16 protein-coding genes are annotated in these 20,380 nt (G+C 65.4%); 9 read left to right on the plus strand and 7 right to left on the minus strand.

What is annotated here, in order from left to right; translation table 11 throughout:
* Positions 1–52: 52 nt before the first annotated feature.
* The 4 genes from NMQ09_RS02005 (at position 53) to NMQ09_RS02020 (ending at position 4,248) form a co-directional block, all read left to right on the plus strand.
* Entirely contained in the window at positions 53–553 is a 501-nt protein-coding gene (locus tag NMQ09_RS02005; protein ID WP_255192784.1) for a metallophosphoesterase, read from the plus strand.
* Between the two features lie 115 nt (positions 554–668).
* Positions 669–1,226 (plus strand): KH domain-containing protein, encoded by a 558-nt coding sequence (locus NMQ09_RS02010; protein WP_255192785.1) that lies wholly within the window; start codon positions 669–671, stop codon positions 1,224–1,226.
* A gap of 174 nt (positions 1,227–1,400) precedes the next feature.
* Positions 1,401–3,059, plus strand: coding sequence for a thermosome subunit alpha (thsA, locus tag NMQ09_RS02015; protein ID WP_255194542.1), 1,659 nt, complete (start codon positions 1,401–1,403; stop codon positions 3,057–3,059).
* Positions 3,060–3,255: 196 nt separating this feature from the next.
* A complete protein-coding gene (locus NMQ09_RS02020) occupies positions 3,256–4,248 on the plus strand; it encodes an ornithine cyclodeaminase family protein (protein WP_255192786.1) in 993 nt (330 codons plus the stop codon).
* Positions 4,249–4,310: 62 nt separating this feature from the next.
* On the opposite strand, the gene NMQ09_RS02025 is transcribed toward NMQ09_RS02020, so the two are convergent.
* Together NMQ09_RS02025 and NMQ09_RS02030 are read right to left on the minus strand one after the other, a co-directional pair.
* Positions 4,311–4,604, minus strand: a complete 294-nt coding sequence (locus NMQ09_RS02025; RefSeq protein ID WP_255192787.1) for an AbrB/MazE/SpoVT family DNA-binding domain-containing protein — start codon at positions 4,602–4,604, stop codon at positions 4,311–4,313.
* A 43-nt stretch (positions 4,605–4,647) separates the two neighbouring features.
* Positions 4,648–5,709 (minus strand): methyltransferase domain-containing protein, encoded by a 1,062-nt coding sequence (locus tag NMQ09_RS02030; protein WP_255192788.1) that lies wholly within the window; start codon positions 5,707–5,709, stop codon positions 4,648–4,650.
* Between the two features lie 211 nt (positions 5,710–5,920).
* On the opposite strand from NMQ09_RS02030, the gene NMQ09_RS02035 reads away from it, so the two are divergent.
* Both NMQ09_RS02035 and NMQ09_RS02040 read left to right on the plus strand, forming a co-directional pair.
* A complete protein-coding gene (locus NMQ09_RS02035) occupies positions 5,921–6,481 on the plus strand; it encodes a TATA-box-binding protein (protein ID WP_255192789.1) in 561 nt (186 codons plus the stop codon).
* A 385-nt stretch (positions 6,482–6,866) separates the two neighbouring features.
* On the plus strand, positions 6,867–7,217 hold the full coding sequence (locus tag NMQ09_RS02040; RefSeq protein ID WP_255192790.1) for a DUF7344 domain-containing protein: 351 nt from the start codon (positions 6,867–6,869) through the stop codon (positions 7,215–7,217).
* A 20-nt stretch (positions 7,218–7,237) separates the two neighbouring features.
* Here NMQ09_RS02040 and hisG read toward each other — a convergent pair whose 3' ends face one another.
* The 4 genes from hisG to NMQ09_RS02060 all read right to left on the minus strand — a co-directional run bounded on the left by hisG (position 7,238) and on the right by NMQ09_RS02060 (position 16,320).
* The gene (gene hisG, locus NMQ09_RS02045) at positions 7,238–8,146 is read right to left on the minus strand and encodes an ATP phosphoribosyltransferase (RefSeq protein WP_255192791.1); all 909 of its coding nucleotides are present in this window, start codon (positions 8,144–8,146) and stop codon (positions 7,238–7,240) included.
* Positions 8,147–8,351: 205 nt separating this feature from the next.
* Positions 8,352–13,829, minus strand: a complete 5,478-nt coding sequence (locus tag NMQ09_RS02050) for an MSCRAMM family protein (RefSeq protein WP_255192792.1) — start codon at positions 13,827–13,829, stop codon at positions 8,352–8,354.
* Positions 13,830–14,004: 175 nt separating this feature from the next.
* Positions 14,005–14,970: a phage tail protein gene (locus NMQ09_RS02055; RefSeq protein ID WP_255192793.1), complete on the minus strand. Its 966-nt coding sequence runs from the start codon at positions 14,968–14,970 to the stop codon at positions 14,005–14,007.
* Between the two features lie 450 nt (positions 14,971–15,420).
* Complete coding sequence (locus NMQ09_RS02060) at positions 15,421–16,320, minus strand: EamA family transporter (RefSeq protein ID WP_255192794.1); 900 nt, start codon at positions 16,318–16,320, stop codon at positions 15,421–15,423.
* 167 nt (positions 16,321–16,487) lie between these two features.
* Between NMQ09_RS02060 and NMQ09_RS02065 the strand changes: the two genes are divergently transcribed.
* The 3 genes from NMQ09_RS02065 (at position 16,488) to NMQ09_RS02075 (ending at position 18,785) form a co-directional block, all read left to right on the plus strand.
* Positions 16,488–17,798, plus strand: coding sequence for a mechanosensitive ion channel family protein (locus tag NMQ09_RS02065; protein ID WP_255192795.1), 1,311 nt, complete (start codon positions 16,488–16,490; stop codon positions 17,796–17,798).
* A 78-nt stretch (positions 17,799–17,876) separates the two neighbouring features.
* The gene (locus NMQ09_RS02070; RefSeq protein ID WP_255192796.1) at positions 17,877–18,326 is read left to right on the plus strand and encodes a universal stress protein; all 450 of its coding nucleotides are present in this window, start codon (positions 17,877–17,879) and stop codon (positions 18,324–18,326) included.
* Positions 18,327–18,440: 114 nt separating this feature from the next.
* Positions 18,441–18,785 (plus strand): cupin domain-containing protein, encoded by a 345-nt coding sequence (locus tag NMQ09_RS02075; protein WP_255192797.1) that lies wholly within the window; start codon positions 18,441–18,443, stop codon positions 18,783–18,785.
* A 1-nt stretch (position 18,786) separates the two neighbouring features.
* On the opposite strand, the gene NMQ09_RS02080 is transcribed toward NMQ09_RS02075, so the two are convergent.
* On the minus strand, positions 18,787–20,133 hold the full coding sequence (locus NMQ09_RS02080; protein ID WP_255192798.1) for a tryptophanase: 1,347 nt from the start codon (positions 20,131–20,133) through the stop codon (positions 18,787–18,789).
* Between the last annotated feature and the right edge of the window lie 247 nt (positions 20,134–20,380).

Raw genomic sequence — 20,380 nt, forward strand, 5'->3', positions numbered from 1 at the left:
CTTCTCCTCGCCACCCCGAACGCTCATGTCGCTCGCGGACGCGCTCTCGACCATGAACATCGGTATCCTCGCTGACACCCACGACAACGTCGCGGCGGTCGAGTCGGCCACCGAGCGCTTCGCCGAGGCGGGCGTCGAGGTCGTCCTCCACTGTGGCGACTACGTCGCCCCGCTCGTGATCCCGTACTTCGAGGACTTCGAAGTCCACGGCGTGCTGGGGAACAACGACGGCGAACTCCGCGGGCTGTACGCGGCGTTCGACGCCCTCGGTCCGGGCAGCGAACTGCACGGCCGGTTCGCCGACCTCGAGTTCGACGGCCTCTCGGTCGCCGTCCTCCACGGCGAGTCGCTCGCGGAGGTCCGGGCGCTCGCGGCCGCCGAGACCTACGACTACGTCTGTTACGGCCACCACCACGAACGGGAGCTGACGGAGACGGGACGAACGACCGTGATCAACCCCGGTGCACAGTTCCCGACCGTTCCCGACGACCACCGAACCGTCGCGATCCTCGACACCGAGACCGAAGCCGTCCGGTTCCGAACGCTCGAGTGACCGATCGACGCTCGTGAACCGGTCGCCGTTGAACTGTTCGCCGGCTCGAGCGACGTGCGTGCCCTTCACACCCTCGCCCAAGGGCTTAAACTGGCCGAGCAAGTAGACGGGGTATATGCAGCACGTGAAGATTCCGCAGGAACGCATCGGTGTGCTCATCGGCGAAGGCGGTGAGACGATGCGCGAGATCGAGGCCGAGGCCGAGGTGCGACTCGACATCGACTCGGAGAACGGCTCGGTCGCCATCGAGAGCGTCGGCGACCCCGTTCGCGGCCTGAAAGGTCCCGACATCGTTCGCGCGATCGGCCGCGGGTTCGCCCCCGATGACGCGATGGCCCTGCTCGCCGACGACCTGATGATGTTCGAGCTCGTCGACATCGCCGCCGCCTCGCGAAACAAGAACGACTTAAAACGCAAGAAAGGCCGGCTCATCGGCGAGGGCGGCCGGACCCGTGAACTGATGGAGGAGCTGTCGGGCGCCTCGGTCGTCATCTACGGCTCCACCCTCGGTGCGATCGGGACGCCCCAGCAGGTCGACGTCGTCCGCACCGCCGCCGAGATGCTCCTAGACGGTGCGCCTCACGGCGCGGTTTACTCCTTCCTCGAGGAGAAACACACCGAGATGAAACGTGCGGGCCTCGAGTACCACCGGTTCCCCGGTGGCCAGCCCTGAGTCGCCTCGAGCGTCGCCGCTCGACGCTTCTCGCCGTACTTAATATATAAATCGGCGACGGTCTGTACCGTCACGAACGCCTGATTCCGACCCCGTGTGGCCTTCTTCTATGGGCGATAACGAAGGGTTTATATAGAATAACAAACAATCCCTCTCTTGACCATGGCACAACAGATGGGCAACCAGCCCCTCATCGTTCTTTCGGAGGAGAGTCAGCGAACGTCCGGCAAAGACGCACAGTCGATGAACATCACGGCCGGGAAGGCAGTCGCCGAGGCCGTACGGACCACACTCGGCCCGAAAGGGATGGACAAGATGCTCGTCGACTCGGCGGGCTCGGTCGTCGTCACGAACGACGGCGTCACGCTCCTGACGGAGATGGACATCGACCACCCCGCGGCGAACATGATCGTCGAGGTCGCCGAAACCCAGGAGGACGAGGTCGGCGACGGCACGACGAGCGCGGTCGTCGTCTCGGGTGAGCTCCTCAAGCGCGCCGAGGACCTCCTCGAGCAGGACATCCACGCGACGACGCTCGTCCAGGGCTACCGGCAGGCGGCCGCGAAAGCCCGCGAGACGCTCGAGGAGATCGCGATCGACGTCGACGCCGACGACACCGAGATCCTCCACCAGATCGCCGCCACGGCGATGACGGGCAAAGGTGCCGAGAGTGCCAAAGACCACCTCGCCGACCTCGTCGTCGACGCCGTCCGCGCGGTCGCCGACGAGGACGGCATCGACACGGAGAACGTCAAAGTCGAGAAGGTCGTCGGCGGCTCCATCGAGAACTCTGAGCTCGTCGAGGGCGTCATCGTCGACAAAGAGCGCGTCTCCGAGAACATGCCGTACTTCGTCGAGGATGCGAACGTCGCGATCATCGACGGCGCCCTCGAGGTCAAAGAGACCGAGATCGACGCCGAAGTTTCGGTCACCGACCCCGACCAGCTCCAGCAGTTCTTAGAGCAGGAAGAAGCCCAGCTCAAGGAGATGGTCGACACGCTCGTCGACGTCGGCGCCGACGCCGTCTTCGTCGACAAGGGTATCGACGACATGGCCCAGCACTACCTCGCCCAGGAGGGTATTCTGGCCGTCCGCCGCGTGAAGTCCTCCGACGCCACGCGCATCGCCCGCGCCACCGGCGCCAAGCCCGTCTCGAACATCGACGACATCTCCGAGGACGACCTCGGCTACGCCGGCAGTGTCGCCCAGCAGGACGTCGGCGGCGACCAGCGAATCTTCATCGAGGACGTCGAGGACGCGAAAGCCGTCACGATGATCCTCCGCGGCGGCACCGAGCACGTCATCGACGAGGTCGACCGCGCCATCGAGGACTCGCTGGGTGTCGTGCGCACGACCATCGAGGACGGCCAGGTGCTCGCCGGCGGCGGCGCGCCCGAAGTCGAGCTCAGCCTCGCCCTGCGCGACTACGCCGACTCCGTCGGTGGCCGCGAGCAACTCGCCGTCGAGGCGTTCGCCGACGCCCTCGAGGTCATCCCGCGCACCCTCGCGGAGAACGCCGGCCTCGACCCCATCGACTCGCTGGTCGAACTGCGCAGCGCCCACGACGGCGGCGACACCGCCGCCGGCCTCGACGCCTACACCGGCGACACGATCGACATGGCCGAAGAAGGCGTCTACGAGCCGCTGCGCGTGAAGACCCAGGCGATCGAGTCGGCCACCGAAGCGTCCGTTATGCTGCTTCGCATCGACGACGTCATCGCCGCCGGCGACCTCAAGGGCGGTTCCTCGGACGACGACGATGACGACATGCCCGCCGACCCCGGTATGGGTGGCATGGGCGGCATGGGTGGCGGCATGGGCGGCATGATGTAACCAGCCCGGAGATCCACCCACTCCGTTCGACTGGAGGCTCCGCTCGCACCATCGACGTCGGCTCAGTTTCGTTCGACACCGACTTTTGTGACGGTTCGTCGCACGCGACCAGCCGCCCGAGACAGTCCTGTCAGTCGATTCCTGGTTCGAGCCGGCTTCAGTATGAACTAAGTACCCCCCAGCAATATTCGCCGGCATGCAGACGTTGCTTCTGGACAGCGGAGACGTAGATGAGAACACTCGCATGGCGGACCTGATCGCGGCACTCGAGGACGCCTTCGCCGCCTACGAGCGCGGCGACGCCCAGATGCCGGCGAAGTCCTACATCGACCTGCCGCAGTACAACGGTGACTTCCGGTCGATGCCCGCCTACCTCGACGCCGGCGAGTGGGACGCTGCCGGGTTGAAGTGGGTGAACGTCCACCCGAACAACCCCGACGACCACGAGCTGCCGACGGTGATGGGGACGATGATCTACTCCGACCCCGAGACGGCGTTCCCGCTCGCGATCATGGACGGTACCGAACTCACGATGAAGCGCACGGGTGCGGCCGCCGCCGTCGCCACCGACTACCTCGCGGTCGAGGACGCCACGAGCATGGGAATCGTCGGCGCGGGCGTCCAGTCGTACACCCAGCTCGAGGCCGTCGCCGAGATCCGACCGATCGAAGAGGTCGTCGTCTCCGACCTCGACGACGAACGCGTTTCACGGTTCGTCGAGACCTTCGGCGACCGGTTCGACGTCCGCGGCGGCTCGATCACAGAGGCCGGCCACTGTGACGTCCTCTCGACGGTGACGCCCGTCCGCGATCCGATCGTCGGACTCGAGGACGTCGGCGAGCACACCCACGTCAACGCGATGGGCGCCGACGCCGAGGGCAAACACGAACTCGCCGACGAGCTGCTCCAGGCGGCGACGATCGTCATCGACGACCACGAGCAGTGTACTCACTCCGGCGAGGTCAACGTTCCCTACAACGAGGGCGTCCTCAACGACGAGGACATCTACGGCGAGATCGGCGAGATCGTCGTCGGCGAGAAGGAGGGCCGAACGGCCGACACCGGCGTCACCGTCTTCGACTCGACCGGCCTGGCGATCCAGGACGTCGCCGCCGCCCACGCCGTCTACGCGCAGGCAGCCGGCGACGAGGAAGGAACGCCGTTCGACCTCGTGGGCGTCCACGAGTAACGCACGAACACGGACGAGTTCTCACGACCCGGACTCGAGCACCGAACCTCCGTTCGTCGACCCTATCGTTCTCCGAAGGTCGCCTCACCGGCATCTCGAAAGGCCTCGTTCCCCCACGGTTCGTCTCGAGTCACCGTCTCGAGGTCCGAATCCGCCCGCACGAGTCTGATGGCACTCCCCTCGCGAACGACCCGGAACACGGTTCCGTCTCCCAGGTTGAGATCCTCACAGAGCGCCTTCGGGATCGTCAGTCGTCCGCGCTGGTCGAGCCGCGTCGTCCCGTACTCCTCAGTTTCGTGATTCCCGGATTCGCCCATCCGATCACCCGTACGAACGGTGATAGGCTCACTACCCATGAACCGTGGTGATGGAATCAATTCGAAGACAGTCAAAGCGGTGCTACTCGAGCACGAGCACGTACCGCGTCAGCGAGCGGTGCACCCGGCGTTCGAACGCGGCCTCGAGCTCCCATCCCGCTTCCCTCGCCGCACCGGCCCACGACCGATCGGCGACGACGACGGCGCGCGGGGCGACGCGTCGCGCCTCCGCGAGCGCGCCCGCGACGAGGTCCTCGAGGCGGTGCGTGGCGATCTTCGACTGGCGGCCGTAGGGGGCGTCGAACACCACGCCGTCGACCACCCCGTCCCGGAGCGGAAGTCGGGTGGCGTCGCCGCGGCCGACGTGCCACGCGCCGGTCGGGACGCTCGTGGACGAGTCGCCCTCGCGGCCGAGAAAGTGCGCGAGGTTCTCGCGGGCGCCTGCGGCCATCTTCTTTTGCGCATCCGTCCCGATCACGTCCGCGCCGACGAGGCCGGCTTCGACGAGAACACCCCCCGTCCCGCACATCGGGTCGAGGACCGTCCGGTCGGGCCGGGCGCCGGCGACGTTCGCGACGGCGCGCGCGAGCAGCGGGTCCATGCTGCCGGGCTGGAAGAAGGGTTTCTCCGTCGGCTTGCGCTCTCCGAAGTCACGCACGCTCTCGGCCGCGAGCCAGCCGAGCGCACAGACCGAGGCCGACTCGCTCTCCGACGCTCCTTCGGCCGGCTGCAGGCGGTCGTCGCCCTCGGGTTCGCCCTCGGAGAAGGCGACCCGGAGGACGTGATCGGGATTCTCGAGGTCGACCGCGAAGCCCCGATCGACCAGCACGCTCCCGAGAACGCGCTCGGCTCGCTGCGTGTCGACGCCGCTCGAGCCGTGGACGTCGGTCGCACGGACGGCGACGGTCCCCTCCCGATCCGCCGGAGCCGCCTCGAGCACGGCCCGGGCGCTCTCGAGGTCGGCGTCGGCGCGTCCGAGGAGTTCGCTCGCGCGGTGGGTGTAGGCCAGCCCCCGGACTCGTTCGGGGACGATCCCGCGGGCGACGGCGAGGCCGGGCGCGATCCGCCGGACGCCGGTGGCGGCCGCTTGCGCTTCGCAGGCTGCGAACGCGTCATCCTCGCCGCCGAACTCGAGCAGGTACACACTCGAACCGTCGCTTCGCGCGCGCTATGAGCCTACCGTTTTGGGAGACTCTGGACACCCCCGCTCGACCCACCGCATCGACGTTCCTGCCCTCGAATTCCGGGGAGTGAACCGGTGACTATGAGCGGTGGGTTGCCGTGGTCACGTACCGGAAATATCAGACAGCGGTACTAACCTTTATAAACCTTAAATACGTCTTTTTAAGCGAATAATGACGGATCCGAAGGAGACCATCAACATCGAAAACGTGGTGGCGTCGACCGGTATCGGACAGGAACTCGATCTCCAGAGCGTTGCGATGGACCTGGAAGGGGCGGACTACGACCCCGAGCAGTTCCCGGGGCTCGTCTACCGCACGCAGAATCCCAAGTCCGCCGCGCTGATCTTCCGCTCGGGCAAGATCGTCTGCACGGGTGCAAAAAGCACCGACGACGTCCACGAGAGCCTGCGCATCGTCTTCGACAAACTGCGCGAACTCCAGATCCAGGTGAACGAGGATCCCGAGATCGTCGTCCAGAACATCGTCACCTCGGCCGACCTGGGACGGAACCTCAACCTGAACGCGATCGCCATCGGCCTCGGCTTAGAGAACATCGAGTACGAACCCGAGCAGTTCCCCGGCCTCGTCTACCGCCTCGACGATCCCGAGGTCGTCGCCCTGCTCTTTGGCTCCGGTAAACTCGTTATTACCGGCGGAAAGAAGCCCGAAGACGCCGAGCACGCCGTCGACAAGATCGTCTCCCGGCTCGAGGATCTCGGCCTGCTCGAGTAACGCGACGTCCCCCGCGGAGCCGCCGCGAGCGAGCGTCGGCGCCGGTCGACGGATCGTAGCGGGCGTTCGAACCGGTTGTCTGATTACGTTCTGCGAGCGCCAGCTCACGCGCGTTGAATCGGCTGCCCCAGTCGTTCGCATGTTTCGCTTCGCTGGCCCAGTTCGCTCGAGTTCAGGTCCGCTCGCCGCGTTCGTATCGGTTCGCGATCGTGAACGGTTCGGACTCGACGCCGATCTCTCGACTCGCCGACCCGACCCCGAATCGGCCACGAACGGCTGTTTCGACCCGCGTTGAACGGTGCTAATTCGCCTGAATCCGACTCGACTCGTCGAAACGACCGACCGCGTTTATTCGGATGTTCGTCCTGGTGATCGTCAGTCGACCATGACTCTCTACGGACCGACGACGGTCTCCGATCGACTCCGGCTCGACGAGCACTCGCGCCCGCGCTGGGATGACGTGTTGTGCAACGACCGCCGCCGGGCGGTGCTCCGGTACGTGCTCGAGGCCGACGACGAGGTCGCCGTTCGGACGCTGGTCAGCCAAATCGCCGACGCCGAGCACGACGCGACGCTCGGGAGCACGCTCCTCGAGCAGCGCCAGCGCGTCCACGCGGCGCTCCGGCGGACTCACCTGCCCCTGCTCGAGGAGTACGGACTGCTCGAGTACGAACGGCTCCGGGGGCTCGTCGTTCCGGCCGCGCAGCTGTCCGAACTCGAGTCGGCACTCGAGTAACGTCGGCGCTCGGATCCCGATTACTCGACCAACCGCTCGATCTCCGTCACCAGAATCCCGCTCGCGCCGCAGGCTTTGACGTCGGTGATCGTCTCGAAGACGTCCCGTTCGTCGACGACGGCGTGGACGGCGACTTTTTCTCCACCACCGTTGGCAGAACGCGACGCGTTCTGACTGCTCGGTGAGTCGCTCGACTCACCGTCGTTGGCGATGTCCATGATCGTCGGCCCGCCGAGGCCAGGGATGACCTCCCGGACGTCCTCGAGTCGCGCTTTCGGCACGTTCATCATCAGGTACCGTTTCCCGTCGGCGGCGATCACCGACGAGAGCGCCGTCCGGACCTCCTCGACCTTGGGGTCGTCGACGACGTCCTCGCGGGCGAACAGGTGGACCGAACTCGAGAGCACCTCCTCGAGGACGGCCAGGCGGTTGACTTTCAGCGTCGTGCCCGTGCTGGTAATATCGACGATAGCGTCGGCCATCTCGACGTGCGGCGTGAGTTCGGTCGCGCCCGACACCTCGACGATGGCGGCCTCGACGCCCGCGTCGTCGAAAAAGTTGCGCGTGATCGTCGGGAACTCCGTCGCGACGGTGCCACCCTCGAGGTCTTCGACCGTCTCGACGTCGCCGTCCTCGGGGGCGGCGAGCACGAGCCGACACCGGCCGAACTCGAGGTCGAGTAAGCTTTCGACGTTCCCGACGCCCGCCTCGTGGACCTGGTCCAGCCCCGTGATCCCCAGGTCGGCCGCGCCGTCGGCGACGTACTCCGGGATGTCGGCCGCGCGGGCGAACACCACGGTGACGTCCGGATCGACCGTCGCGGCGTAGAGCCTGCGGTCGGCCCCGTTCTCGAGATGGAGCCCCGCCCGCTCGAGCAGGTCGATCGACGGATCGTGCAGGCGGCCCTTGTTGGGGACGGCGATTCGCATGTGGGACGTGTTTGGGGGTGGGGCGGCAACTGTCTTTCCATCGGCGCTGGTCGGACCGCTTCATACAGACCGCTGTGGGTCAGTTCCGGTCCAACCGCGACGTGGTGTGGTTGCGCCGGTAAAATCGCTGTGACGAGCCGGTGAATCGTCACAACGATCCGGTGAATCGTCACAACGAGCCGGTGAATCGTCACAACGATCCGTCTCAGTCGATCGGATCGCCGGTTTTCCAGGCGTCGACCGCCGCACGCAGCAGGTTGGTGTCGACACTTCCACTTCGCCAGTCGTCGATCGCGTTCCGGAGCCCGTCTGTCTGGACAATTCCGTCGTCGTCGGCGTACGGTGCGAGCTCGTGGGGTAGTTCGACGAGCACGTCCTCGAGTACGTCCCCGTCGCCGACCTCGAGGGTCATCGTGGTTGTCGCGTAGCCGGGTGCGCTCGCGGACAGCTCGTAGCTCTCGCCCGTTCCGGCGACCTGCTCGACGCTAAACTCGCCCGAAGCGTTCATCTCGGCGATGTACTCGCCTTGCTCGCCGGCGACGACGACGACGGCGTCGGGAACCGCGGCGCCGGTCGCCTCGTCTTCGACGATGCCGCTCACGGACGCGTTTCCAGCCGCGGTGACGTCGACTTCGATCGTGCCGTCAGTGTCGACGGTCGTCGCTTCGGAAACGCGTTCGTAGCCGTTCGCAACGACCGTGACGGTGTAGCCGTATCCACTGATGACTTCGTCCACCTCGTAGCCGCCGTCCGCATCGGTCGTCGTTTCGTATTCGATCTCGGTAGCTGCGTCGTCCAGTTCTACGATTACGGTTGCGTCGGCAACTGCCGCGCCCGTCACCTCGTCGCTCACCGTTCCCACGACGGTCGCCCGCCCGACTGGCTCGAACTCGAGGTTCTCGGTTTGCTGTTCGCCAGCGTCGACGGCTACGCCTGCTCGGCTCGCTGTCTCGTACGCTTCGTGGGCGGCCGTGAGCTCGTACGTTTCTTCGCCGGGGACGTTCTCGATCGTGTATTTCCCGTCCTCGTCGGTCGTCGCCTCGTACGCTCCGGCACCGTTTTCGGCTGTGACGGTCGCCCCGTCGATTCCTTCCCCGGTCAGTGCGTCGGTCACCGTGCCGGTGAGCTCGGCGTCGCCCGAGACGACGAACGCTCGCACCTCGCTCGCCTCGTCACCGACGGCGACCGTCTCTTGGACCGATTCGTAGCCCTCGGCGTCGACCGCCACGTCGTACGCCTCGCCGGTTCCGGGGAGGTTCTCGAGCGAATATTCGCCGCCCTCGTCGGTCGTCGTCTCGTACGTTCCGGCACCGTTCTCGGCGGTGACGGTCGCGCCATCGACCGGACCACCGGTTACCTCGTCGGTTACCTGCCCGGTGATCCCGGCGTTTCCGAACAGGCCGTGGGTTCGACTCGCTGACGTATCTTCCGTGAGGAACACGTCGGTCAGCTCGCCGTCATCGTAGCCGTCGGCTTCGATCGTGAAGTCGTAGGTGAACCCGCCCGGAAGCGGCGCCAGTTCGGCCGCGCCATCGTCGTCGGTCTCGAACGAATCACTCTCACCGAGCGTCCCGTTCGTTACGATCACGGTTGCCCCGTCGATCGGACTCCCGGTTTCGGCGTCTTCGACCGTGAGCTCGATCGCCGCGTCGCCGGCGAGTTCGAAGTCGACGTCGGTCTCAGTTTCCCCGTCGCCGAGCTCGATGGTCTCACTCGTTTCGCCCCATCCATCGGGATCGACGGTCACGACGTACTCCTCACCGGTTCCGGCGACGGTGGCCGTGTACTCGCCGTTCTCGTCCGTCTCGACGACGTACTCCTGCTCGCCGGACACTTCGACCTCCACGCCGTCGAGATCCGCTCCGAACGTTTCGTCCGTAACGGTCCCGCTGAGCGTTGCGGTCCCGGTCAGTTCGGCATCGAGGGTGTGGGTCGCCTCGTCTCCAACGGACTCGTCCGATTCGACGACGGTGTCGTAGCCGTCCGCCTCGATTTCGACGTCGTAGTCGTGTCCACCGGGAACGTTCTCGATGGTGTACGTGCCGTCGGCGCTCGTCGTCGCTTCGTATGCCCCCGTCCCGTTCTGGGCGGTCACGGTCGCGCCCCCGATCCCCCCACCGGTTTCTGCGTCGGTTATCTTCCCGTCGATCTCGGCGTTGCCGCCCAGCACATAGTTTGCCGACAGTTCATCGCCAGGACCGAACGAGCGGACCGGGATCTCGACCGGATCGTACCCCGGTTGTGAGAACGTGTACCCGTACGTGAAGCCGCCCGGGAGCACGATTTTCATGTTTCCGTCGCCGTCTGCCGTGAACGCGTCCTCGGCGACGCCGAACGTCTCGTGTTCGATGCGCACCGTCGCTCCCTCGAGCGGCTCGCCCGTTTTCCAGTCGCTGAGCGCAATGGAATCTCGCCCATCGCCGGTGATTTCGAAGTCTACGTCGGTCACGTCGTCGCCATCGTCGATGGTCACAGTTGTCGAGTTCCCGTCCCAGCCGGTTGGATCGACGGTCACCGCGTACTCCTCGCCCGTTCCGGGCACACTCTCGACGGTGTACTCGCCATTGTCGTCCGTCTCGGCGGTGTACGCCCCGAGTCCGTTCTCGACGGCAACTTCGATGTCTTCGATGCCCGTCTCGAACGTCGTATCCGAGACGGTGCCGCTCACCGACGCGTTCCCCGTCAGGCCGACGTCGCGGGTTTCGTCTCCGCCGTCGAGGGTGATGGGAGCGCTTTTCATCTCGTATCCGGATGCTTCGACCGTCAGGACGAACTCGCCCACCTGCCCGACCGCGAGTTCGTACGAGCCATCGCTGGCGGTTTCGGTTTCGTAGCTCTCCTCGCTGTCCTCGTGGTCGAGCGTCACTGTCGCGTCCGCAATGCCCGGCTCTCCGTCGGCAACCGCGTCGGTGACAGTGCCGTCGACGGTCAATGACTCGACCTCGATTGTTACCGTCGCCTCGTCGTATCCCGCGTCGTTCTCGAGGCGGTAGTCGAACGCGAACGTTCCGGGCTCGGTCGGTGCGACGAACTCGAGCGAGCCATCGGACTCGATCGTCAGGTCACCGCCAGCGAGGGCGGTCGTCTGACCGGCGTTGTACTCTGTCGCGTCGCCAGCGAGGTCGCCGCCGCCGAAACTCACGACTTCTGCGTCCGGTTCGCCAAGGTCGTCGGCGCCGTGACCGTGATCCTCGACGACGGAGGTGGTGAGCGTGTCGGCAGCATCGACCTCGAGATCGGCGTCGTTCGCTTCGGGTGGAGTTCCAAGCAGGTCGAACGAGAGGTCATCGACGTACGCGCGTGCATAGGCGTCTCCACCGAGGTCCATCTCGGCGGCGTTGTTGACGTGAATCCGTACCGTTGCGTGCGTCGCATCCTCCGGAGCGACAGTCGTATCCGAGAACGCGTCGAACTCCGTCGTTTCCTCGGAACGCATCTCGGAGAGGTCGACGTCGGCTTCCTCGTCGACGGTGAGGACCGTTCCGTCCTCGTCGAGGTAGTCGACTTCGAGCGTGACGTAACTGTCCTCGGGCGTCTCTTCGGTTCCGACGTATCCGGCCAGCTCGTACGTGAATCCGGGCCGGACAGGAACCGTCTGCTCGGCGCTGGCGTCCTCGCCGTCGCCGACCGTGTCCCCGATGGCGTACGGCGGAACCGGGGGGTTCTGTTCGCCGTTCGGATCGACCTCTCCGGAGCGCTGTGGGTCGATACAGCCGATTCCACCGCCCGACGGCGAGACGTCATCCCACGCGTCGAACGAGTCCGGGTCACAGTCGGTGTCGAACAGGGTACTGTCTCGCACCCAGATCTCGACCGTCGCAGTGCTCGAGTCGTGTTCGTTCTCGATCTCGTACTCGAAGGTGTGGGCCCCGACGTCGGTCGGTTCCTCGAGGCTGAACGAGCCGTCGGCTTCGACGGTGAGCGTCCCGCCAGCAAACGACATCTCCTCACCGGGATCGTGGTCGGTCACGCTTCCCGAGAGGTCGCCACCGCCGAAGTTTACGAGTTCAGCTTCGGGAGTCCCCAGTTCGTCTACCCCGTTGCCCCAGTCATCGAACAGCGTGTCGTCGGGGTCGAACGTATGATAGATGCCGACCTCGGTTTCGACGTCGCGGGCGTTTACGGGATCCTCGCTCGGATCATCGTCCTCGATCGAGAGGTCGTCGAAGTAGACGCCTGCAGGATCTTCGTGTCCACTCGGGCGGACGACCGTAAGCCGGAGCGTCGCCCGTTTCGCGTCGTCGGGCGCGTCAGTGGTCTCCGTGAATCGGTCGAAATCCGTGGTCGATTCGGACTGGAGGTCCTCCAGTGTGAAACCCTCATCCGCGATCACGTGGCCGTCCGAATCGAGGTACTCGAACTCGACCTCCCCGGAGTAGTCGTCGGAGTCAGTTCCGTACAGTCCCGAAACGGTGTACGTTTCCCCACCGACGACGTAGACGGTCTGTTCGGTGTGGACCTCGTCGTCCAGCAGGATGTAATTGTCCGTGAACGACCGCTCTCCGACGGCCGTGTGATCGGTGTCGGTCCACGGTAGATCCTCGAGGTCATGACAGGAGATACTTTCCCCATCCCACCCGATGGGCTGGTCCTGCGCGTTGCTATCCCACTCGTCACACAGCGGGTTCTCCAATTCGTGATCGAGAATTTCGATCTCGACCGCCGCATCGTCGTGGTCGCCCTCATAGCCCAGTCGATACTCGAACGCGAACGTCCCCGTCTGCGTCGGGTTCGTCAAACTGAACGAGCCGTCGGCGTTGACCTGTAAGTCGCCACCGGCGAGCCCGACTGTTTCTCCCGCCGCGTTGTCAGTGACACTCCCACCGAGGTCGCCACCGCCGAAGTGAGTGAGTTCTCCGGAGTCGTCGAACCCGCGGTCATCTTCGTCCTCACCGAACTCGTCATCGAAGAGCGTCCAGTCGGGAGCAAGGGTTTGCTCGATCCCCGTCTCGACACCATCGACGTCGAACGCCGTCGGTGCGTCGCTGAACTCCTGCAATCGGACGTCGTCTGCCCAGAGCAGCGGTCTATCGAGATCAAAATCTCCACCGTTTACCAGTATAATTCGAACGACCGCTTCGTCGGCGTTCTCCGGGGCGACCGTCGTCTCGACGAACTGGTCGGGTTCTGTGTGGTCTTCGGGCTGGAACTCACCGCTGTCTATCAGTCCGTCGTCGATGGGGGTACCGTCGTCGAGAAACTGCACCTCGAACTGGGCGTAGTCGTCTGTTACGTCGTCCGACCCGACCCACACGCTGAACTGATACCCCGAACCGCCCGTTACCGGAACCGTCTGCGTGGCGACAGACTCGTCTGTCGAAGGTTCTAGATCCTCCCAATCGATGAAGACATACTCTCCTTCGATCGGGTCGGGCATGAACTGGTTTTCGGGCTCGTTACACTCGAGCTCGCCCTGTTCTACGGTCCAGTAGAGCGGTTCTTCACCCTCTCCTTGCCCATCCACGATGCACTGGGGATTATCCAGTAAATTGGGCCCCAGACTCCCCTCTTCCGAACTCGTTTCCTGCAGGTTCGAAAGCGCTGTTCCCCCTCGTTCGGCCGGACCACTCGCTATGGGACCGGTACTGCCGTCAGCCGCCGCGCCGATCACTCCCCCGGCGAGGACGACACAGCCGACAATCAGGAACACCCCAAGTAACCTTAGAACCCGTCTAACACTCATCACCTCTTCAAGATACTATACATCTATATCACTTTCTCAATGAAAATTACAGCACTCAGTTACTGCTCGAACACTGTCATTTATCTCCTGCCGAAGTGTCGAGCCGCGCGTCGCCTCCAGCTTCGGTCGAAGTAGCTACCGACGACCAAAACCGGGGATCTCCGTGGACTGCCGGTCAGGGTCTCTGCGGGTAGATGCCCTGTATCGCGATAACGTAGTTCAGCGCCAGGAACGGCGACATGTTCTGGTGGGGCATTCCAGCTCCCGTCGGATGGATCGTGCCGTCGACGTCCATCGTTGCATTCGCCCCGCTGCCCGTGTAGATGTCGGCATCACCTGAAACTCGTGCGAGTGCGTTCCCCACCGGCGACTGCTCATCGGCTCCTTGCCGACTCACGGGCAGGTTCGCTTTCAGCTCGTGTGTGTGATGGGGCATCTGGTTCTGCTCCAGCACGACTTTCTCTTCGCCACCCGAATCTCCGAGTTGCCGGGGAGTGAGACCGCCTCCATGACCCACCCCGATCGGCGTGCGACCCCGAAGGTCTGGAATCTCGAACGTCGTCTGTCCGTTCCCGCCGTAGGTCGTCCCGAGGAGCGAAAACAGCGCCTGATTCTGAGAGACCTGTAACGTCGTACCGTTGCAGATCATGTATCCCTGTGGCGCGAAATTCCCCGCGAACATCCCAACGGTCCCGAGGTACGGCTCCATGCCGATTCCGAGACCGCTCGCGTCGTCCGTCGAGTTCGGACCGTCCACGTCCCCACCGTCGGGCGAGGCTTCCTGTGAACTCCCGAGCAGGTCAGCGGCGTCACGGTCGGGCGTGCGACGATTGAACACCGCCTCGTAGCGCGTCGCGTCCGGATCGAGCGTCGCCGCAGGGCCCAGTGTCACGTCGAACGGGTCGAGTCCACCACCTTCGAGGCGGTAGGTGTCCTGTTCCAGCGCCGTTCCCTCGTCGGCGTCGAACACCAGCGTGAACCGCTCCCACCCCTCGGTGACGTCCCAGGACGTGTCGACGGACTCGAGTTCCAGCCGCGTGTCCGCATTCGCGACCGAAAACGTGGTTCCCTCGTGGTCGATCAACTGCTGTAGCGACGGCGAACCATCGCCTGCCGTCTCTCCGTTTTTTGTGTCGTGCATGAATATCGTGTCGTCAGTGTTCGTACCGTCGTCGTTTCCCCGTGACTCGTCGGATAGGCCCACACTCGGCTGCGTTCCATCGACGGGTTCCGGGGAGAGTGGTGATCGAACAGCCAGAGTTGTAGTGGATTGTGAATAACTGTTCTCAGCACGGCGTTGCTGTTGTCACACTGTCAATTTCCGCGGGTCGTCGCGACCCGCGTTCGGATGGTGGTAATCGTGAAGCACCTGGGGAGTGGCCGAAACCGACTCCTCGGGCCCGGAGGGCGCTCGTCGTGACCGACGAGGCGCTGACCGTCGGGTGGCTGTTCCGCTTGCTCGGCCACAAGATCCAGCTGGAGACCGTTCAGGCTCTCGGATCGTCCCGGTCCAGCGTGACGGTGAACGGCTCCTGACCAGACGCACATACCCCATCGCGGATCGATCCAGCGTTCCGGCGTCTCGGTGCCCTCAGATCGTGATCAACACCGCCCCGACGACGATCAGCGTCGCCCCGACGACCACCCCTCGAGTCACGCGCTCGAGGTCGCGGAGCAACACGGCCGCGAAGAGGATCGTGAAGAAGGGCGCCGTCGCCACGAGGGGATCGACGATGGCGATGCGTCCCTCCTCGAGTCCGAGCGCGGCCATCAGCGAGAGCATCGCGACGGTCGTCAGCAGGCCGCTACCGAGGAAGTAGACGTACGTCTCCCGGGGCATCGAGACCATCTCTCGCGTCCGGCCCCGGGCGAGCACGTACGCGAGGAGGGCGATGAGCCCGGCGGTCTCGTTGATCGTCACCGCCTCGAGCGCGGTGATCGGTGTCTCGAGCATGCCGTATCGGCGGGCGACGTTGGCGACGGCGAACGTCGCGGCGGCGGCGATCGGCCACAGCAGGTCACGGACGGTCCAGCCCTCGAGGTCGCCGCCGCGAGAGAGCGCGAGGACCGAGAGGCCGAACACGAGGATCACGATCCCGACGGCCGTCACGGGGCCGAGGGGTTCGCCGAGAGCGGCCAGCGCGATGACGGTCGCGAACAGCGGCCGCGTGCTCAGGATGGCGCTGTTGAGGCTTGCGCCCACACGGTCGACGCCGACGAAGATGGTGATTCTCCCTAGCGCCGTCCCGATCACGCCCGCGAAGACGAAGACGAGCAACACTTCGGTCGTGAGGCCGGTGAACGCACCGCCCCGATAGAACAGCACGATGGTGGTCCAGTAGATGACGAGTTCGACGAGCACGACCACCAGCGAGGCCTGGACCGAGTCGCCGCCAGCGGCCATCCCTCGCTTGTCGAAGATGGGGGCGAATCCCCAGAACACCGCCGGCACGAGCGCGAGCACGACGACCTCGAGCGGGGCGCTCGTCACGGCATGTCCCCCGAACGCGGACCGACGGTCATCGGCGGACGTGGGAACGGCAGCGGGGTTAGCGTTCCGGTACCGGAACGTCACGCCGAGACGACGCGGGATAACGCACGTCGAGTTGTCGGCGAACAGTTAAGGTAGTCGATCGATTACCGGGCAGCCGTGTCTCGATGAGCTTCCCGCTCACGCCCGCCGAGACGGGCTCGTTCCCGTGGTCGAGTTACGACCTCGTCCTGACGGTGCTCGCGACGCTCGGCTCGACCGCCCGGTCGGAGGCGCTCGCCGCGTGGCTCGAGTCGGCCACCGGCGGCCGGTCGTGGCTTGCGGTCCCGGTTATTCTCGTCGGCTCGTACCTGCTGGCTCGACTCGTTCAGTGGTGGAGTCGTCGACGGCTGGCGGGCTCCGAGGAGCGGGCGACCACGTCGTTCGGGCGGGCGGTGTTCGAGGAGATCCACGCCCCGTTGGCGGCCACCATCGCGCTGTTCGGGGTGTATCTCAGTCTGGTCGTCATCGACCTGGTCGTCCTCGACCTGGTCGAGTCGAGTGCCGTCCTCGTCGGCGTCGTCTCGACCGCGCTGGTGGTGCTCTGGGCGCGGGCGTCGGTCCGGATCGGCGGCCGCTGGATCGAGTACGTCAACGAGACGGGCGTCGAGTACGAGTTCGCCCCGATCTTCAAGAACCTCTGGACGATCGCCATCGTCGTCGGCGCCGGGTTGCTGGTGGTCTCGATCTGGGAGCTCGAGCTCACGCCGTTTCTCGCCTCGGCCGGCATCCTCGGTATCGTTCTCGGCTTCGCCGCCCAGGACGCCATCGGCAACCTGATCGGCGGCGTCGCCCTCTACTTCGACAACACGTACAAGATCGGCGACGTGATCCGGATCGACGACGAGATGCGCGGGACGGTCACCGACGTCGGCATCCGGAGTACGACGGTGTTGACCGAAGACAACCTGCTCGTGACCGTGCCGAACGCCGTGTTGAACTCCACGCAGGTCGTCAACGAGAGCGCTCCACAGCGCCACATGCGCCTGCGAATTCCGATCACAGCCGCCTACGGCACCGACTATCACGAGGTCGAGGAACTCGTCATCGAGGTCGCCAGGGAGTGCCCGCTCGTCCGCGACTCGCCGGCGCCGAAGCTGCTCTTTTCGGAGTTCGGCGACTCGGCGCTGGTGTTCGAGCTCCGGCTGTACATCAACCACCCGCTGGTCGAAAAGCGCGCGGTCGATCAGATCAACCGCGGCGTCTACGACGCCTTCGACGAGGCCGGGATCACGATTCCGTTCCCCCAGCGGGAACTCAGCTTCCTGGACGACGGGACCGAACACCGCTTCGACGACCGGCTGTCGGCTGCCGATCCCGCTTCGACCGCCGACGGGACGCCACCGACTGCAGACGGGACGTCGCCTGCCGACGACCGGACGCCATCGGCTGTCGATTCCTCGGATGCCCCAGACGCCCCACGCGACGACTCGGGGTGAGTCGCCACGAGCGTCCCGACCCGCCCGTGATCGGGGCCAGGACTACCATTATTGTCGTCCGTCGCGTATGTCCCGCTGATGTACGACCGAATCCTCCTCCCGACGGACGCGGGAACGGGCGCCGAACGGGCGACCGACCACGCGATCGAGCTCGCCGCAGCACACGACGCCGACCTGTACGCGCTCTACGTCGTCGACAGCGACGTCTACGCCTCCTACGCCGGCGACGAGTACGTCCACGAACTCGAGGGCCTCGAGTCCGCCCTCGAGCAGGAGGGCGACGAGGCGCTCGAGGCCGTCACCGAACGGGCTGGGGAGGCGGGCCTCGAGGTCACGACGGCGATCCGCCACGGTGGGCCACACGAGGCGATCATCGCCTACGCCGACGAGGAGGACGTCGACCTGATCGTGATGGGATCGAAGGATCGGCCGGGCGAGTACCGACGACTGCTCGGCAGCGTCACCGAGCGCGTTGTCCGCCTCTCCTCGCGGCCGGTGACGGTCGTCAAGACGCCAGTCGAGGAGTGACGTTCGCTGCGGCGGTCACCGACCGTTCGACGTCGAACCCCGTCGCGTTCTCGCGTTTCCGTCACCCCTGGCTCAGAAACCGTTATTCGGACACGTGCTGTTCTAGCATACGTCATGGTGGGCGAGCTAATGGTGAAATCGTTCGAGACCCCGGACGAGACGGTTTCGTTCGAAAATGGTCGAAGCGAACGGGTCCAGCTCGACGGGCGGACGTTCTGGCTGACGACAGTAGAGCCGGGATGGCTGTTTTCCAGGGATAACGCTCCTGCCCTGGGAACTGAGACGTGTCCAGTTCCACACCGGCTGTACGTGGTAGCCGGTCGGATGACCGTCGAGATGGACGACGGTGCCCGTGAAACGCTTTCAGCGGGCGACGTCGCCCTGATTCCGCCGGGGCACGATGCCTGGGTGGACGGGGACGAGCGGGCCGTCTTCTTCGAAGAGGAGCTCGAGCGCTGATTCAGGATCGAACCGGCTCGAGTTCGGCGGTGAAGTGGCGGAGCTCGGGAATTTCGGGCTCGGTTTCGATCCGCAGTCCCGACACCGTCTCGCGCTTCTCGAGGACGGCAGTGGCGGTATCGGCGACGTGTTCGAAGTGTTCGCGGCCGTAGGTCCGACGCGGGAGTGCGAGCCGGACGAGCTCCGGGCGGTCGGTGCCGGGGAACGCGAAGCTCCCGAGCTCGACGCCCCGGACGCCGCCTTCGCGGTAGAGTTCACAGACGAGCGCCTGGCCGGGGAACTGCTCGGCGGGGAGCTGTGGGAAGACGGCTTCGGCGTCGAGGTAGACCGCGTGGCCGCCGGTCGGCTCGTAGATCGGCATCCCAGCGTCGACGAGCAGGTCGCCCAGCAGGCGAACCTGCTCGAGTCGGTCCTCGACGTAGGCATCTTCGACGGCCTCCCGGAGGCCGACGGCCAGCGCCGCCAGGTCGCGGCCGGCCATCCCGCCGTAGGTGGGAAAGCCCTCGTAGAGGATGGCCCGCTGCTTGCACTGCTCGTAGATGAGGTCGTCGTTCGTGGCGACGAAGCCGCCGGCGTTCGCGAGGCCGTCTTTCTTTCCGCTCATCACCAGCGCGTCGGCGTAGCCCAGTTGCTCGCGGGCGATCTCGGCAACCGACGCGTCGGCGTAGTCGGCCTCGCGCTCGCGGACGAAGGCGGCGTTCTCCGCGAACCGGCAGGCGTCGATCACGAACGTCGCGCCGATCTCGTCGGCGAACGCCCGCACCTGACGGGTGTTCTCGACGCTCACCGGCTGGCCGGCCGCCGAGTTGTTCGTGATCGTCTGGACCACGACCGGGACGCGCTCGCGGCCGACCTCCTCGACGACCGCCCGGGCGCGCTCGAGCGAGAAGTCTCCCTTGAACGGGGCGGGCGAGTCCGGATCGCGAGCCTCCTCGACCGGGCAGTCGACGGGATCGGCACCCTGGTTCGCGACGTGCGCCCGTGTGGTGTCGAAGTGGGTGTTGTTGAGGACGACGTCGCCTTCCTCGAGCAGGCTGCCGTAGAGGACGTTCTCGGCGCCGCGGCCCTGGTGGGCGGGGACGACGTGGGAAAAGCCCATCACGTCCGCGACGGCCGACTCGAGCGCGTCGAAACTCGACGAGCCGGCGTAGGCCTCGTCGCCGCGGACCAGTGCGGCCCACTGGGCTTCGCTCATCGTCCCCGTCCCGCTGTCGGTCAGCAGGTCGACGAAGACGTCCTCGGAGGCGAGGTTGAAGACGTTGTAGCCGGCCTGCTCGAGGGCGCGTTCGCGGTACTCTCGAGAGGGGAGGGAGATTCGTTCGACCATCCGGGCCTTGTAGGTGACCATACCCCCGCGAACGCGTGGGTTGGAATTCAATCCTGCTGAGGGAAACTGGGTGTCGGGGACTCGAGGCGGCGTGTTTCGAGCGAGTTCGGCGGTCGATGAACGGATTGTTACAGAGGCTCGGGGAGAAAGCCCACGATCTTCAGTCGTGGGTGGATCTCAAAGGCCGCAGTCGGGCGCTCGTGACCACAGCCGTAACAGCATCCCAACATGTGTGGGTTTGGATACTATTCCGTTTGCTTAATAACGG

Source organism: Natronobeatus ordinarius (assembly GCF_024362485.1).
Classification (GTDB): domain Archaea; phylum Halobacteriota; class Halobacteria; order Halobacteriales; family Natrialbaceae; genus Natronobeatus; species Natronobeatus ordinarius.